Here is a 15,499-nt window from a genome sequence, read left to right as displayed (position 1 = left end):
TTAAAAACCTTATAGATTTTAGAAATCTATAAGGTTTAAAAAATTAAAAAAAATTATTACCTGAAGGGATCTGTTTAATCTCTAAACTGATCCAGAACTTCCATAATATTCTGATATACAAAATCCAATTCTTCGGATGTAATACAATATGGCGGAACCAGATAGATTACATTTCCCAACGGCCTCATAATAATCCCTCTCTGCAAGAATTCATTGTATAGCTTCTTCCCTATTTCATTGAAATAAGAAGTACCATTTCCGGTTTTAAAATCGAAAGCAAGGATAGTTCCGATATGACGAACCTTTTCTACATGAGGATGAAAAGCAAGTGCTTTTGCAAACTCTGAATGTTGATGAGTGATGCGGTTGATATTCATTTGAGTTTCATTTGTCAATAGTATTTCCATACTGGCCAAAGCCGCTGTACAGGCTAAAGGATTGGCTGTAAACGAATGCCCATGAAATAAAGTTTTATAACGGTCATCTGAAAGAAAAGCGTTGTAAATTTCATCAGAACAGGTGGTGATTCCCATTGGCATGGTTCCTCCCGTTAACCCTTTTGAAAAACACATAATGTCCGGCTTTTCTGTAAGATAATCAGCGGCAAAAAGTTTACCCGTTCTTCCGAATCCTGTAAAAACTTCGTCCTGTACCATAATAACACCTTCTTCTCTGCAGAATTTCATCAGTTGGCTAAGATCTTCTGCTTTGTACATCAGCATTCCAGCTGCACCCTGAACCAATGGTTCATAGATAAAACACGCTGTTTCATCAGCCAGTTCTTTAATTTGTGACTGAAGACTTTCCAGGTTTTCAGCATTGGGTGTATCAATGAAAACGACTTCAAACAGCATGCTTTCAAAAGGTCTTGTCCAAAAGCTTTTTTCACTTACAGACATCGCTCCGAAAGTATCTCCGTGATAAGCATTTTTAAAAGCTAAAATCTTCGTTTTCTTCTTTTCCTGATTGTATGCATATTGAATACACATTTTTAAAGCTACTTCAACTGCCGTGGAGCCATTATCAGAATAAAAAATCTTCTTCTGGTTGGTTGGCAGAAGCTGTAATAAGTTTTCCGAAAGCTGTACAGCCGGTTCGTGAGTAAATCCTGCAAAAATAACCTGTTCCAGTGTATTTAACTGCTCAAAAACACGTTGTGCAATATAAGGATGAGAATGCCCATGCAAAGTAACCCACCATGAAGAAACGACATCAAGGTATTTTTTTCCTTCGTTATCATACAGATAAATTCCTTTTCCTTTTACAATAGGAATAGCATCGTCTGCCGTTTTCATCTGCGTATAGGGATGCCAGTTGACCTTTTTATCTCTTTGCTGGAGGCTGGTTTCTTTTGTTATTGTATTCATGTAATGATGTAAAATGGGGTAATGAGTGATAAGATAATTTGGTTTAATGTTGGATAATTGCAAGGGCGCAAAGTTTTATCATGATTATGATGAATTAAGGTGCAAGAAAATCGAAGATTTTCAGCAAGTGTATGAAGATCGTTTTGGTGTTTCATATAGACCCGTATTCAATTTTATCGGAGATAAAATCCTTGCGCCTTAAAACATTACTTATTACATTTTTTTTTGCGTCTTTGCGTTTTCCAACCTATATCAGATTCATACAGGTTATAAAAATTCAAAAACCAATTTTGCAATAAACCCTATAATACCTGTAATCCAACTCATCACTCATTATTTATAATTCATAATTGTCTAACAGCATGTTTCTTTTTTCATCATAGGTTTCAGCCCTAAAGTCTGAAGCATCTGCATATCTTCAGAAACTCCCGGATTAGGCGTCACCAATAATGTTTCTCTTTCTCCCGTAAAAATAGAATTAGCACCTGCCATAAAGCACCATGCCTGCTCTGTTTCTGACATTTCTATACGGCCGGCACTTAGTCTTACCATAGAAGAAGGCATTACAATTCTTGCAGTAGCGATCATTCTCACCATTTCCCAGGTATCTACTTTTTCATTATCTTCCAATGGAGTTCCTGCTACTCTTGCTAATGCATTGATGGGAACAGATTCCGGATGTTTTGGCATTGTTGCCAACGTCAGAATCATTGAAATTCTATCTCTGTGCGTTTCACCAAGCCCGATAATTCCTCCGGAACATACGGTGATTCCTGCCTTTCTTACATTGTTAATGGTATTGATTCTATTGTCAAAAGTTCTGGTAGAAATGATTTCTTCATAATACTGCTCAGAAGTGTCAAGATTATGATTGTAAGCATATAATCCTGCTTCCTGCAGTCTTAAAGCCTGTTCTTCTGTAAGCATTCCGAGCGTACAGCAAACTTCCAGCCCAAGTTCATTTACTCCTTTTACCATATCAATCACCCTGTCAAAATCACGGTTATTACGAACTTCACGCCATGCTGCAGCCATACAGAATCTTGATGATCCGGAATCTTTTGCTTTCTGAGCGTGCGCAATTACTGTTTCTGTAGGTAATAAAGCCTGTACTTTGATATTGGTGTGGTAACGGGCAGCCTGTCCGCAGTATGAACAGTCTTCCGGGCAGCCTCCGGTTTTGATGGATAATAACGTAGAAATCTGTACTTCGGAAGGATCATGCCATTCACGGTGTACAGTCGCAGCTTTATAGATAAGTTCCATTAGAGGTAAATGATAAATTTCTTCAATTTCCTCTTTGGTCCATGTGTTTCTCAATGTTGTTTTAGTATCCATTATCATATTTTTGCTATTGTTAATTGCTTTGCAGCATTTTGTATTGATTCCTTGTCGGTATGATCGATCTCTGGAATCCTTATAATTTTTGTTTCTTTTTTAATAAAATTGCAGATCACTCTTTCTGTATCAGCAGGAAAATCTCCGTTAAGGATCAGGTATTCCAGTTTTATTTTCCTTTGTTGTAAAGCCATGATCGAAAGCAAACTGTGATTGATGCAGCCTAGATAGTTTCTTACAACCAATGCTGTGGGAAGGTTTAATTTTTCTATCAGATCAATCATAAAAGTAGTATCCGAAATGGGTACCATCAGGCCGCCTGCACCTTCTACAATTAGTGGGTTTTCTGTTTCAGGTAATTGAAAATCATTCAGATCTATTGTGATATTTTCTTCTCTTGCAGACTGATGTGGTGATGCGGCCAGCTGTAAACGATGAGTTTCCGGATGACAGGTTGTATGATCTGTCCATGCTTCAATCTTATGACTATCTGTATGATGCAGGTCACCGGATTGTATAGGTTTCCAGTATTCTGCCTTAAAATATTGAACCAAAACAGCTGAACAAACTGTTTTTCCTATTTCGGTTCCTATTCCTGTTATAAATAATTTCATGGGTTTGGGTTCGGGATTCGTGTTGCGGGGTTTGAAAAATTATACTTTAAATAGATTCTTTAACAATCCCTGTCATTTTAATAATTTCTTCTTCTGTATTAAAGCTGTGGAGGCATATTCTAAGGCGTTCACTTCCTGGCTTTACCGTCGGACTGTATATGGCATAAGTTAAAAATCCTTCCTCAGATAAAGTATTCTGTAATGCTTTCAGTTTTTGGTTATCCGAGATTAAAATGGCTTGAATAGGGCTTATTTCTGATGACGGGGACTGTAAATTTCTACTTCGGAAAATTTTGATATTATCCTGAAGCTTTTTTGCCAGTTCCTGATGCTGATCCAGAAATTCATACCCTGTTTTTATACTCACCCACTGGAAATCCTGCGCTGAAGTGGTATAAATAAAAGGACTTGCAAAATTCACCAGATAAGATTTTACCGTTTCATTGCAAAGAATTGCTGCTCCATGAGCTCCAAGGGCTTTTCCATAGGTAGCAACTGCTGCAGAAACCTTTTGCTGTAACTGATATTTTTCAATCAATCCATATCCAAAAACTCCGAATGCATGGGCTTCGTCAATAATCAAAGAAGCTTTATACTGATCGGCAATCGCTGCAATCTCCTGAACGGGAGCAAAGTCGCCTTCCATCGAATAAAGACTTTCTATGGCGATATAACAATGTCCTTGCCGTCTTTTTAAAATATTCTCAAGATCTTCAAGATCATTATGTTTGAACTTCAGCTTTTTAGCATTTGACAGTTGGCAGGCATCATGCACAGACCGATGAATCTGTTCATCCACAATTACCACATCATGACGGCTGGGAAGTGCGGAAAACAAAGCCAGATTAGCATTATATCCAGACGGAAAAAGTAACGCTGATTCAAACTGATGTTTTTGAGCAATAAAACGTTCCACCGAAGTGGCTACATCGCTGTTTCCACTGATCAACCTTGAACCAGTACTTCCTGAAAGCAGTTGAGGATTATCCATAATCTTCTCCAGCAGAATGTTTTGAAGCTCTTTACTTTTGGCAAGCCCCAGATAATCATTGGAATAAAAATCAATTCCATCAGATTGAAACCGCAAACGCCTTAATGTTCCTTCCTCTTCCCTTTTATCAAGGGACTCCTGAAAACGACAGCTATTGTTAAGCATAATCTAACTGAGCCACTTCTTCTGTAACAGCATTAATCCACTCTGTATGCAGATCTTTTTCTATGGTCAGGATATGATCTGCGTGCTGCTGCCAGTCTGGAGCAAATTCGTTAAGCTGATTGATCATTTCTTCCAGATGTCCTTCTTCTTCAAGGATAATAGATTTTACCATAATTTTAGAAGAAGCTTCGGTAAGAGCCTCCTGATATACAGGATAAAGCTCATCAGCACGAACTTCAATTGCATATGTTACGAAAAGATAAGCGGCATATCTCAGGTCTACTTTATTGAGTTTAAAAGCCTCCTGAAGATATCTGCAGGCTTTAATATCCAACGAATGAAGATACTGGCTTGTTGCGATAGGAGCCAGAAGCTCGGTGCTTTCATAAGTTTTGCATAATTCAGGATCTATTTTTCCAATCTGTTTTTTAAGGTAGTAAGCATGGCGATGTTCTTCAGCAGCGTGTTTCAACTGGATCTGAGAAACCAAAGTGGGATGTTCACATTTTGATATTTTTCTTGCCCCGGCATTTTCCATAAAAGAAAGGGTGTTCAGCCATTTGGCGTGGATACTTCCTTGCTGCACAATTTTTTTTAACAGATGCTGAAATTCCATAGATTTTTATTTTGATGTCAAAAGTAGTATATTGCCGGATGGTTACATGGTGCCAGTTTTTATATTATGGATAGTCCGGTTAAGATTCCTTATGAAAGTTTTATAAAGATTGATAGAAAATCAGAGACTTCTATTTATCTGCAGATCGCCAATCAGCTGATCAACGCTATTCAGCGAGGTTTTCTACCTTTCGGAACAAAGCTTCCGGGGACAAGAACCTTCAGTGAAATGCTGGAAATCCATAGAAATACAGCGGTTGCGGTGTACGATGAACTGTCGGCTCAGGGCTGGACAGAGACTTTTCCGAATAAAGGAACATTTGTCATAGGAAAAGATCAGGAAAAACCTGTAAAAGTAAACGATTTTGAGCATAATAACCTTCAAAATTATCCAATAACAACTGGTTTTTCATTCAAAACATCCAATATCTTAGATAATCCTTTTGAACATTCGGACTGTGAGTATATCTTTAATGATGGGGTGCCGGATATCCGTTTAACACAAATCGGGCAGCATTCCCGGTTTTACAGTTCTATTCTGAAACGTAAATCCAACCAAAAAGCTTTAGGACATTATAATCATGACGGAAGTGAATTTTTTAAGGAACATTTATCTCAATACCTGAATCTTTCCCGAGGACTTCCTATTTCTAAGAATAACCTCTTGATCACCCGAAGTACGGAAATGAGTATCTATATTGTTTCCGAAATTCTTCTTTCTGCTGGTGACACTGTATTGGTGGGAGCTTTGAGCTATTTCTCTGTCAATATGATCTTTATGAAAGCCGGGGTTGATATTGTTTCTATTCCCATTGATGAGGAAGGAATTATAGTGGAAAGTGTAAGAGAAGCCTGCAAAAAGCAGAAAATACGGATGCTTTATCTTACTCCGCACCACCACTATCCTACTACGGTTGCATTGAGTGCTCAGAGGAGATTTGAATTGCTGGAATTGGCCAATGAATACGGATTTATTATCCTGGAAGACGACTATGATTATGAATTTCATTATGATAAAAGTCCTATTCTTCCTTTGGCTAGTGCTGATACGAACGGAATGGTGATCTATATTGGTTCTTTCGGGAAATCTTTGGCTCCGGGATTCAGGACAGGATTTATTGTGGCTCCAGAAAATCTGATGACAGAAATGCGTAAATATCTGGGAATTATTGACCGTCAGGGCGATATTCTGATGGAAAGAGCGCTTGGAGAAATGATTGCAGAAGGAGAAATCAACCGCTATCTCAAGAAATCTTTAAAAGTTTATCAGGAAAGGCGTGATCATTTTTCCGGACTGCTGGAAGAAAATCTGGGTGAGCTTATTACCTTTCAAAAACCCTCCGGAGGGTTGGCGATTTGGATGGAATGGAATATTCCGCTGAATCTGATGCAGCTTAGCCGAAATTGTGCGAAAGACAATCTTTTCATTCCTAAAACATTATTGTACCAGAATAAAGGGCTTACTGCAATGCGATTGGGTTTTGGAGATCTTAATTTTGAAGAAATGAATAAAGGGATTGAGGTTTTTTCGAAAAACGTGAAGGGATTGATAAGCTGATTATTTATTAGTTGGACAACGCAAGGGCGCAAATAAAATTCAAAACAAGATGTTTTAAGGCGCGAGGATTTTATCTTCGATAAAATTGATTGAGGGTATTTAAAAATAGAAATTGTACAATCTTTTACATTAATTATTTTTAACCACAACAGGCACAAAAGTCTTGAACAGGTAAGTTTTAAGAGCCTGATTTACGTTAAACAAGTACACATGAGTTTATAGAAAATCTTTGATTTTCATCTTATGCGAACTTTTCTGCGCACCTTTTTAAACTTATTTAAACGGTTAAAATAAAATCTTTTGTGACTTTTGTGGCTTAAAAAAAAAGCCCCTTTCCAGAGGCTTTTATTAATGATGAGAAGGATAAACTATTTTGTTTTTCTTATGTTTTGGTTTCTTCTTTTTCTTATTTAAATAAATAATAAAACCGGTAATCGGGAGTGATGCTGCAATGATAGCAGCGAGAAAATAAATAATTCTGCTGGTCAATCCTAAGATACTTCCGGTGTGAAGATCATAATTTCTTTCTCTTAATGCGGTTCCATATCCGATATTTTTGTTTTTATAAGACTGAGATTTTAAAACGTCTCCTGAATATTGATCAAAATTAAATTGTTCGTTGCGATATTGTCTGCCGTCATAAGTCAGCTCTGCATAATAAGTCCCTTCTTCTGATCTCGGGAAATTGATAAGCGCTGATTTTTTACCAGGAAGACCTTTTTCCATAGTATTTCCAATCAGGTTGAGGATATTTCCCTGGTTGGAAAATTCTTCGGAAGGAACGGTACTTTTGGCTTTCTCTTCTATAGGAGTATTTCCGTTTAATGTATTCTTTACCCATTTGTCTACATCTTCAAAGCTCCATATCAATGCGGAATAAGAGATTAAGAGTAAAGGAATTACGGCATAAAATCCCAATACATTATGAGCGTCATAGTTGATTCTCTTCCAATTGGCGGATGTTTTAATGAAAAACATACCTTTCAGCATGGCTTTACTCATTTTGCGGGGATACCATATCACAAGCCCCGATAAAAGGATTACAGCTAATATCAATGTGGAATAACCGGTAATTGTTTTCCCGATTTTTTCGCCCAGTAAAAGTCTTCTGTGAAGATCCAGCACAATTTCAAAGAAATCCTTTTTGGCATCTTCCACTTCCTGTACTTTTCCGGTGTAAGGATCTACATAAATCCTATAATAATAAAGATAAGTTCCCCAATACGTCCATGCTTCGTCGTCCATTTTAAGAGTTCGGAAGATATAGGTTCGGGAGGGATCGGAAGAGATCACTACTCTTTTGATCTTCAATCCTTCTGGAAGTGCTTTTTCTGCTTTTTCCGTAAGTTGAGACAATTCAAGTTTTTTTCTTCCAATGTTTTCAACGTAATATCTGTTGGGGTGAATAATATGTTTTAATTCTTCTTCAAAAGCCAGGATACATCCGGTAGCGGCCATGATAACAACTATAAGCCCGGACGTTAGTCCGAGCCATAGATGTAACTGATATGCAATTTTTCTAAACTTTAACTTCATTCTTAAAATTTAAAGCTTACCTCAGCAACAAAATTACGAGGCATCTGAGCTACTACAACTCCCTGTCCTGCAAAATATTGTACATTACCCAGATTATTCATTTTAAATCCTAATCTGTATCTTTCTTTTTCAAGGGAAATGGAAGCATTGACTAAAGTATAGGCAGGGAATGCAAACTGTCCCGTAACGACTTTATTTCCGGTAATCTGCTTTCCTACACGGTTTACTCCAAAACCTACTCCCAGTCCCTGAAGACCTTTGATAGGAAGAATATAGCTGATCCATGAATTGAACACATTCGCAGGACCTGCAGATTCTGGACGACGTCCTTCTACAGCCGGATCTGCTTTTTCATATCGGCTGTGGTTATAGGCATATCCCGCCATAATATTTAATCCCTGAATAGGATTCATGATGGTTTCGATTTCAATACCTTTACTTCTCTGCGTCCCATCCTGGACCACAATATTATATTCCTTTCCATCACGGATAACTCCGCTTCCTCTCTGTATATTATCTACTAAAATATCATAGTAGCTCACCGTGAAATTAACTTTGTTTCTCCAAAGATTCCCTTTGATCCCTACTTCCCACTGGTTAGCCATCTGTGGTTTCATATCACCGCTATAGTCGGCTAACTGTTGTGTAACAGGTGCTGTGTAGCTGAACCCATTCATATAGTTCCCATAGGCTGATAACTGATCTTTAAGGATCTGGTATACGATTCCCACTTTTGGAGACCATGCAGTCTGTTTGAATTCACCCGCACGTTTGTTATCATTTAGATTAAGCTGTCCTTTACTTTCATAATGGTCCATACGCAAACTGATCAATGTAGTCAAACGGTCGGTAATATGGGTTACATTTGAAATATAAGCTCCATAAAGATTGGATGCTGTGGTATTTCGTACCAATGGAGATTTACCCACCAGCATTGCAGCCTGGGTAAAAGCCTGAATTTTTTGCAGTGCAAGATCTTTGGATATGTTACCATATATTCCTGTTACTGGTGCTACCACTGGTCCTGAAGGATTTGTCCCATCAATATAATCATATACCACAATCGGAGAATGGTTATTATTGATGGTCTGATTGAGATAATCTAATCCAATCAACACTTTATTTTTAATTTTTCCGATATTAAATTCTCCATTAAAGTTCTGTTGAACACTTGTAGAAGAAGCTTCTGAGTTCTGCCACTGTACATTACGTTCCAGCAAAGCATCACTGGTTGTTCCTCTGATAAACTGATATTGATACAAACCTTCCGTTTTTCTGAAGTTTCTTGAAAGCAAGGTTTGTGAAGTCCATTTGTCTGCAATTTTGTAGACAGCCTCAGCTTTTACATTGATAGATGGAGCTTTTAGGGTCATATCATTGTTGGAGTATGACCTTTTCCAGTCGAAGCCAAGTTCATCAGGATTGTGAGCAACATAAGGCCTTGTTCTGGTCAGGAAAATAATCGGAGTGTTTGTTCCTTCATAATTGTAAATCTGAGCTCCTAAATTAAATTTAAGCCTTTCGTTAACCTGATAACTAATTGTAGGGGCTACAAAGAATGATTTTCTGAATTCAGAATCTCTGAAACCATTCTGATACTGGTAAGCCGCATTTAAACGGAATAACATATTTCTGGATTCTGTAATGGGTCCGTAAACATCAGCTGTTACACGGTTCAGGTTGTAACTTCCCATCAAATAAGAAGCTTCTCCTCCGAAATAGTCTTTCGGTTTTTTGGTTACAGCATTGATCAAACCTCCAAAAGAAGTTACCGCACCTCCATACAATGTTCCTGAAGGTCCTTTGATCACTTCCAGACGTTCAAGATCGGCAGGATCTATTTCTCCGTTGGTCGTTGCCGGAACACCATCAACCATTGACACTTTGGTAGGGAAACCTCTAAGGCTGTAATAGAAACTTCCGTCTCCGGAACCTCTTCCCGGACTTCCCTGCATTTTTACCATTCCCGGAACATTTTTCAATACTTCCGAGATATCGTAAGTAAGCTGTTCTTTCATGATCTGCTGGTTGATGCTTGTATAAACCTGTGGATTTTCAAGAACTTTTAAAGGCATTTTGGCCACTGAAGTACTGTCTTTATCCAAAAATTTATTTCTGCTCACTGCATATACGGTAATTCCCTCTATCACATTATTGTGTAACGGGGCGTAGATTGCAGGAATTTCATTGACATCTTTCTGAATGTGGATGGATTCCCTCATTAGTTCGATGTCATTTAAAACCACCTGAAGCGTATATTCTCCAGGTGGTACATTTTCAAAGTAATATTCTCCTAAATTATTGGTTTTTGCTTGATAAGACGTGTTGACAAGTCTTAAAATAGCATTTTTTACTGGTGCCTGTTCAGTCAGCATGATCTTACCATGAATTCTGTCGCCCTGTTGTGCAGAAAGCGAGTTTGAAGATAAAGCAAGACCAAGAAGTAATATAAGGGTTTTAGATGTTTTCATGCTGTAAGTTTTGTAACAGGGGATAGTTTATTTTACCGTTTTGTGATAATGGGAATGATTCTATACGTTCTACGCGTACATATTGTGGGTTGATACGCAGTTTATTTTTAATGGTTTCGGTGATGATCTGAGGATCAATGTCCGGATTGTCATACAGCACAACGATTTTTTTATCATTGGCATTCAGACATACGAAGGTATTGCCCTGCATTTCATTTTTAAGAATGAATTCTACCTCATCCAGATTGAGACGTATTCCGAAAAGCTTCATGATACGTTTTATCCTTCCTGTGATATAATAAATTCCGTTTTCACCTTTTCTGGCGGTATCTCCGGTATGCAGTACAGAAGGCTGCTCATACGTTGTCAAATCTTCCAGCTTATTGGCGTAACCTCCGAAAATACTGATGTGTGAAAAGAGAAGTTCATCGGTTTCAGGATCAATTCTGAAGTTTCCGTTGTGTACAGGAGTTCCGATAGAAGTTTCTCCCTCCAGCAATCCTTCTGTTGCAAGATAAGCCATTCTTCCACCTGCTTCAGTCTGGCCGTATTGTGCAAAGAAATCTTTCTTAAATTCATGACAGTAAGAGAAAATAGTTTTTCTCAATTCAGCGTTAATTACTCCGCCAGTATGGGTAAAATATCTCAGACTTGGAGAATCTTTTCTGAAGAATCCTATTCTGTTCAAATTTTCATAGAGGAAAGGTACTCCACCCAAAGTACTGTAGCCGTATTCTTCCATTTCATCCCAGAATGCTTTCTGCATAATGTCTTTATCTGTACAGACAATTCTTCCGGCACGCATACAGTTGGTGGTGAAAATAGAGAATCCGTATACAAAGTTGATAGGAACGTTTAAAGGAACCACATCGGATTCCTGAACGGGCATGTACTGAAGGATGCTCAAAGCATTTTGATAAAGACTTTCATCAGATAATTTAACCAGCTTCGGAACACCTGTAGTTCCTGAAGTACTCAAAAGGATTTTGATATCAGGATGAATCGTAACTTCACTCTTATAATCATCCTTTGTAAAGATTCTGATATGGTCTGAGAATTCTTTCAGGCTGTATCCTTCAATTTTTTCTCTTTGCTGATCAAAGATGTATTTCGGACGGTACTCTGCCTCAATACGTTCTTTGAATTCCTCATGCAGTTTTTGTCCCAGTACTGCAATCGTGTGGGCTGTTCCGTAAAAATTGAGAAGTACCTCAATGCCGGGCAGCTGATTGTCATTGTACAAAAAGAGCAGGCCTTTTTCTACGGGGTTTAAGCCTAAAGACCGGTACAGTGTTCCCACCGGTATTGTTTTACCGGTGGAAGCATCTGTAAACTCCAAGTTCTTATTGGCAATTACATTTTCTAAAATTTTCATATGCTTAGTTTTCTACGAATACTTCGTATTTTTTCATTTTTTCGCGGATCTTTCCGACGGTTCCCATCTCAAGAATATCGTTAAAATCAAATTTGATCTGATAAAACTGTTCAAGCGCTTCTACGATAAGAAGATGAGACATAGAATCCCATTCCGGGATTTCCTGATACGTTAGTTTTTCATCTACCAGTTCTTTTTTTATAGCGATGGCAGAGGCGATAATTTCATAAAATTCTTCTGTAGTGTTCATTTTAAATTTTTATAGTTTTCCATTTTCCATTTCTAAAAATCATTAGGAATAACACGGCTAAAACAATTTCCGAAGAAACGATAGCGGTAAATATTCCTCTCAGTTCCCACTGAAATCTTACTCCTAAGAGATATGCCAGAGGAAGCTGAATCACATAAAACATCACCAGGTACAATAGTGTAACCTGCAGAATGTTTCCGGCAGCATTCAGAGCACGACTGATCACCATCGTGAATCCTAACAGCAGGTAAGCCATAGAAACCACATGGATATACTGCACCGCATATCTTGCAACTTCAGGTTCAGTAGTGAAAAATTTCACCACATATTCAGCAGCAATCTGCCAGAATAAAGCTACAATTACGAGATAAGTCATGTTGATGGCTCCTGCTCTCCATACTGTTTTTTCTGCACGTTCCGGTTCTCCGGCACCCAGGTTCTGTCCTGTAAGCACTCCTGCTGCATTCCCTATTCCCCAGGCAGGCATCGTAGCTACCGAAGCAATACGCTGGGCAATAATGTATCCTGCCAGAGCTGTTGTACCGAAAGTAGAGATGATTTTTACCATAATCAGCCAGCTGGATGTGGGAATGATATACTGAACCAATCCTCCAAAGGCTATTTTCAGAATCTTCTGCAGCAATGGAATGTCAACATGGAAAGGAACTCTGATGCTGATGCTGGTTTTCCCCGTAGCCAATATGAAAGCCTGGTATAAAACCCCTAATGTTCTTGATAAAACAGTAGCATATGCCAATCCCATCAATCCGAAAGCAGGAATAAATCCTAATCCGAAAACAAGGATCACGGCAAATATGATATTGGAAATATGGCAGATCCAAAGGGATTTCATGGCAATATCTGCATCACCGGCCCCTCTGAAAAGTCCATTTACCGAAAGTCTTAGAATCACAAGTCCTATACTCAGGAAGACCAATTTTGAAAATGATATTCCATCAACTACTGCACTGGCGTTTACTCCCAGGAAATCGACAATTTCTGATGCGAAAATACACGAGATCCCACCAATAAATAAAGCAAAGAATAAAGCCAGCAGGATAATGTATTGAGCCGTTCTCCCCATTCCTTCTTTATCCTTTTCACCCGCTCTTCTTGCAATAAGTGTAGCTGCTGCAATACCAAGTCCTACTGCAATGGCATAAGCAAAATTGATGTAGTTGTCTGTGATCCCTACAAGTCCCAGAACTTTGTCTCCTAATTTGGCAATAATCAATAAATTGACGCTTACAAAGACAGACTCCATCACAAGCTCCATCACCATAGGAATGGCAAGGCTAAAGATGGAACGGTTGATGCTTCCGGAAGTCAGCTCGACTTTTTTCCCGGCGATAGCTCCATAGGCAAAAACCGCTCCTTCTTTTAGTATATGCAGGAATTTCCTCATACTGCTGCTACTGAATTTTTATTGGCAATCTGATACAGTGGATTGGGCAGTGCTCCATCTTTTCTTGGAATCGCAAAAGCCTTATTTTCACTGTAACCATTATTTTTCAGACGCAGACTGTTGATATAAAATCTTTTGAATGTCGGCACGTACAAGTCATACTTTTCGTAACGTTCCTGAAGGTGGTTATTTTCAGCTTTATAGTTTTCTATGCAGTTATGAACCAATTCCCAGAATGTCTCTTCTTTAAAATCAGAATACGTATGCAGAGCATTTGACAGATATCTGAAGAAAGCATCAAAAACGCCCAGCAAAATGAACAACGGGATATTTTCTTTGTTGGAAGACTGAATCAAACCATCTGCAAGGTGTGCAGGAAGCTTTTCTCTGGCTTCAGTGGTCAAAACAATATCATCTACAAAGTCTTTAATCACAATTCTTTGCGGAACTCCGTTTTTCAACACAACCATAATATTTTCTCCGTGTGGAGTTACACATAATGAATGCGTGTAATAGATATGCAGCAAAGGCGTAAGATATGCATCGAGATAGCTTTCAATCCATTCTTTGATACTCACACCTGCTTTTTCTGCAAATGCCTGAACTAATGGAACTCCGTTTTCGTCTACATACAGTAAAGAAGCCATGGTTACCATTTGCTCATCTTCTTTCAGATAATTTTCAGCACTTTCTCTCCATAATGCTCCAAGGAATTCATTATATTGATAGGGAACGCTGGCAATAGCTCCGTATTGTGGGTGCAAATAAGTGATCGCTGCTTCTTCTCCTAAGAAAATAGTTTCTTTATTTTCCAGATATGCATCACCTTTGATTAAGCCTTTTACCCAATCCGTAATGGCTGGAGCAATTTTCATCTGCTTAGGCGATAATCCTCTGATATTTCCTGTACTCAGAATAGAAACAGCTGTTTTCAAATATCTTTTCTTCGGATGATCTACATTGAATAAAGTACGGATACTCTGCTGCGGACTATAGGTATCACTACCCTCTCCCAATTGGATTAAAAGTCCGGAAGCAATATCTCCTGTAAAATGAATCTGAAGCTTGTGCTCCCATTGCCAAGGGTGGACAGGAATAAAGTGATAATCTTCAACATTTTTACCTTTACTGATCAGTTGCTGCTGAAAATCATTATATAGCAAGTCTCCTATTTCAGAACGATAAAACTGCTCTCTGTCAATATGTTCCAAAGATTGGAATGAAGATCTGCTTTTATGGGATGCCAGCCAGATTACTTTTAAATTCTCATCTGCTTCAGGGGCAAATGTTTTCAAATCTCTTGGAGAAAAACCTAATCGGCTTTTATTTACAATTACCCACGGATGTCCGGTCATATTGTGTTCTACCGTTTGATAATCTGCATCAGCAAGGTCTTTTGAAGACATTACTCCTTTTGATAAAATCAAAGAATCACAATACAGCGTATGCAGTAACTCTTCTGTATATCTTGCAATGGTATAAGGATCTAAATCAAAAACAGACTGCATTTCCAGGAAGAAAGCCGCTACATCTACTGAAGACAAATCTTCACCGTTTTCGGTTTTTGTAATACTGTTTTTATCAATATGCCAGTAATCCATCATTCTTTCCTGTCCGCGGAAGCTGTAGGTAATATTTTCAAATCCTGTTTCAAGTTTGAAAACGGTATATCCGTCCTGATCTTCAAAAGTTACCACAGGTTTCAGAAGTTCTTCATGCATCAGTTCTGCGATGGTTTTGGCCATTAGATTTCTGTTAGCCTGATTCCAGTTGTCCTGGCTTATTGTATTTTTTAAGTTGGTGTTCATTTTTTG

12 protein-coding genes are annotated in these 15,499 nt (G+C 38.3%); 1 reads left to right on the top strand and 11 read right to left on the bottom strand.

Annotated features, from left to right (window positions below; translation table 11 throughout):
• Positions 1 to 74: 74 nt before the first annotated feature.
• From bioA to AC57AW_RS13950, 5 genes are all read right to left on the bottom strand, one after another.
• Positions 75 to 1,367: an adenosylmethionine--8-amino-7-oxononanoate transaminase gene (gene bioA / locus AC57AW_RS13970; protein WP_496352366.1), complete on the bottom strand. Its 1,293-nt coding sequence runs from the start codon at positions 1,365 to 1,367 to the stop codon at positions 75 to 77.
• A 354-nt stretch (positions 1,368 to 1,721) separates the two neighbouring features.
• Positions 1,722 to 2,705: a biotin synthase BioB gene (bioB, locus tag AC57AW_RS13965; protein ID WP_318845823.1), complete on the bottom strand. Its 984-nt coding sequence runs from the start codon at positions 2,703 to 2,705 to the stop codon at positions 1,722 to 1,724.
• Between the two features lie 2 nt (positions 2,706 to 2,707).
• On the bottom strand, positions 2,708 to 3,319 hold the full coding sequence (gene bioD / locus AC57AW_RS13960; RefSeq protein WP_496352365.1) for a dethiobiotin synthase: 612 nt from the start codon (positions 3,317 to 3,319) through the stop codon (positions 2,708 to 2,710).
• A 46-nt stretch (positions 3,320 to 3,365) separates the two neighbouring features.
• Complete coding sequence (locus AC57AW_RS13955) at positions 3,366 to 4,475, bottom strand: aminotransferase class I/II-fold pyridoxal phosphate-dependent enzyme (protein ID WP_496352364.1); 1,110 nt, start codon at positions 4,473 to 4,475, stop codon at positions 3,366 to 3,368.
• Entirely contained in the window at positions 4,468 to 5,091 is a 624-nt protein-coding gene (locus tag AC57AW_RS13950) for a hypothetical protein (RefSeq protein WP_496352363.1), read from the bottom strand. Before AC57AW_RS13950 ends, AC57AW_RS13955 begins: the two co-directional genes overlap by 8 nt.
• Before the next feature lie 66 nt (positions 5,092 to 5,157).
• Here AC57AW_RS13950 and AC57AW_RS13945 point away from each other — a divergent pair, with 66 nt between their 5' ends.
• Complete coding sequence (locus tag AC57AW_RS13945; RefSeq protein ID WP_496352362.1) at positions 5,158 to 6,648, top strand: aminotransferase-like domain-containing protein; 1,491 nt, start codon at positions 5,158 to 5,160, stop codon at positions 6,646 to 6,648.
• Between the two features lie 348 nt (positions 6,649 to 6,996).
• Here the strand turns inward: AC57AW_RS13945 and AC57AW_RS13940 are convergent, their stop codons facing one another.
• The 6 genes from AC57AW_RS13940 to AC57AW_RS13915 are packed head-to-tail and all read right to left on the bottom strand — an operon-like array spanning position 6,997 to position 15,493.
• On the bottom strand, positions 6,997 to 8,184 hold the full coding sequence (locus tag AC57AW_RS13940; protein ID WP_496352361.1) for a PepSY-associated TM helix domain-containing protein: 1,188 nt from the start codon (positions 8,182 to 8,184) through the stop codon (positions 6,997 to 6,999).
• 2 nt (positions 8,185 to 8,186) lie between these two features.
• Positions 8,187 to 10,655, bottom strand: a complete 2,469-nt coding sequence (locus tag AC57AW_RS13935) for a TonB-dependent siderophore receptor (RefSeq protein WP_496352360.1) — start codon at positions 10,653 to 10,655, stop codon at positions 8,187 to 8,189.
• Positions 10,642 to 12,030, bottom strand: a complete 1,389-nt coding sequence (locus AC57AW_RS13930; protein WP_496352359.1) for an AMP-binding protein — start codon at positions 12,028 to 12,030, stop codon at positions 10,642 to 10,644. Before AC57AW_RS13930 ends, AC57AW_RS13935 begins: the two co-directional genes overlap by 14 nt.
• Positions 12,031 to 12,034: 4 nt before the next feature.
• On the bottom strand, positions 12,035 to 12,280 hold the full coding sequence (locus AC57AW_RS13925; RefSeq protein ID WP_047374822.1) for an acyl carrier protein: 246 nt from the start codon (positions 12,278 to 12,280) through the stop codon (positions 12,035 to 12,037).
• A 1-nt stretch (position 12,281) separates the two neighbouring features.
• Positions 12,282 to 13,685: an MATE family efflux transporter gene (locus tag AC57AW_RS13920; RefSeq protein WP_496352358.1), complete on the bottom strand. Its 1,404-nt coding sequence runs from the start codon at positions 13,683 to 13,685 to the stop codon at positions 12,282 to 12,284.
• Positions 13,682 to 15,493 (bottom strand): IucA/IucC family protein, encoded by a 1,812-nt coding sequence (locus AC57AW_RS13915; protein ID WP_496352357.1) that lies wholly within the window; start codon positions 15,491 to 15,493, stop codon positions 13,682 to 13,684. The genes AC57AW_RS13920 and AC57AW_RS13915 overlap by 4 nt, the downstream gene beginning before the upstream one ends.
• Between the last annotated feature and the right edge of the window lie 6 nt (positions 15,494 to 15,499).

It is taken from the genome of Chryseobacterium sp. BGA-UO-ETr-SB22, from assembly GCF_059567885.1.
Note: the sequence above shows the minus strand (reverse complement) of the source record. Positions and strands in the feature narration are given on the sequence as shown.

Coding starts and splice junctions, on each gene's coding strand:
- AC57AW_RS13915 (WP_496352357.1), bottom strand. CDS start 15,493: ATGAACACCAACTTAAAAAATACAATAAGCCAGGACAACTGGAATCAG.
- AC57AW_RS13920 (WP_496352358.1), bottom strand. CDS start 13,685: ATGAGGAAATTCCTGCATATACTAAAAGAAGGAGCGGTTTTTGCCTAT.
- bioB (WP_318845823.1), bottom strand. CDS start 2,705: ATGGATACTAAAACAACATTGAGAAACACATGGACCAAAGAGGAAATT.
- AC57AW_RS13945 (WP_496352362.1), top strand. CDS start 5,158: ATGGATAGTCCGGTTAAGATTCCTTATGAAAGTTTTATAAAGATTGAT.
- bioA (WP_496352366.1), bottom strand. CDS start 1,367: ATGAATACAATAACAAAAGAAACCAGCCTCCAGCAAAGAGATAAAAAG.
- bioD (WP_496352365.1), bottom strand. CDS start 3,319: ATGAAATTATTTATAACAGGAATAGGAACCGAAATAGGAAAAACAGTT.
- AC57AW_RS13940 (WP_496352361.1), bottom strand. CDS start 8,184: ATGAAGTTAAAGTTTAGAAAAATTGCATATCAGTTACATCTATGGCTC.
- AC57AW_RS13930 (WP_496352359.1), bottom strand. CDS start 12,030: ATGAAAATTTTAGAAAATGTAATTGCCAATAAGAACTTGGAGTTTACA.
- AC57AW_RS13935 (WP_496352360.1), bottom strand. CDS start 10,655: ATGAAAACATCTAAAACCCTTATATTACTTCTTGGTCTTGCTTTATCT.
- AC57AW_RS13925 (WP_047374822.1), bottom strand. CDS start 12,280: ATGAACACTACAGAAGAATTTTATGAAATTATCGCCTCTGCCATCGCT.
- AC57AW_RS13955 (WP_496352364.1), bottom strand. CDS start 4,475: ATGCTTAACAATAGCTGTCGTTTTCAGGAGTCCCTTGATAAAAGGGAA.
- AC57AW_RS13950 (WP_496352363.1), bottom strand. CDS start 5,091: ATGGAATTTCAGCATCTGTTAAAAAAAATTGTGCAGCAAGGAAGTATC.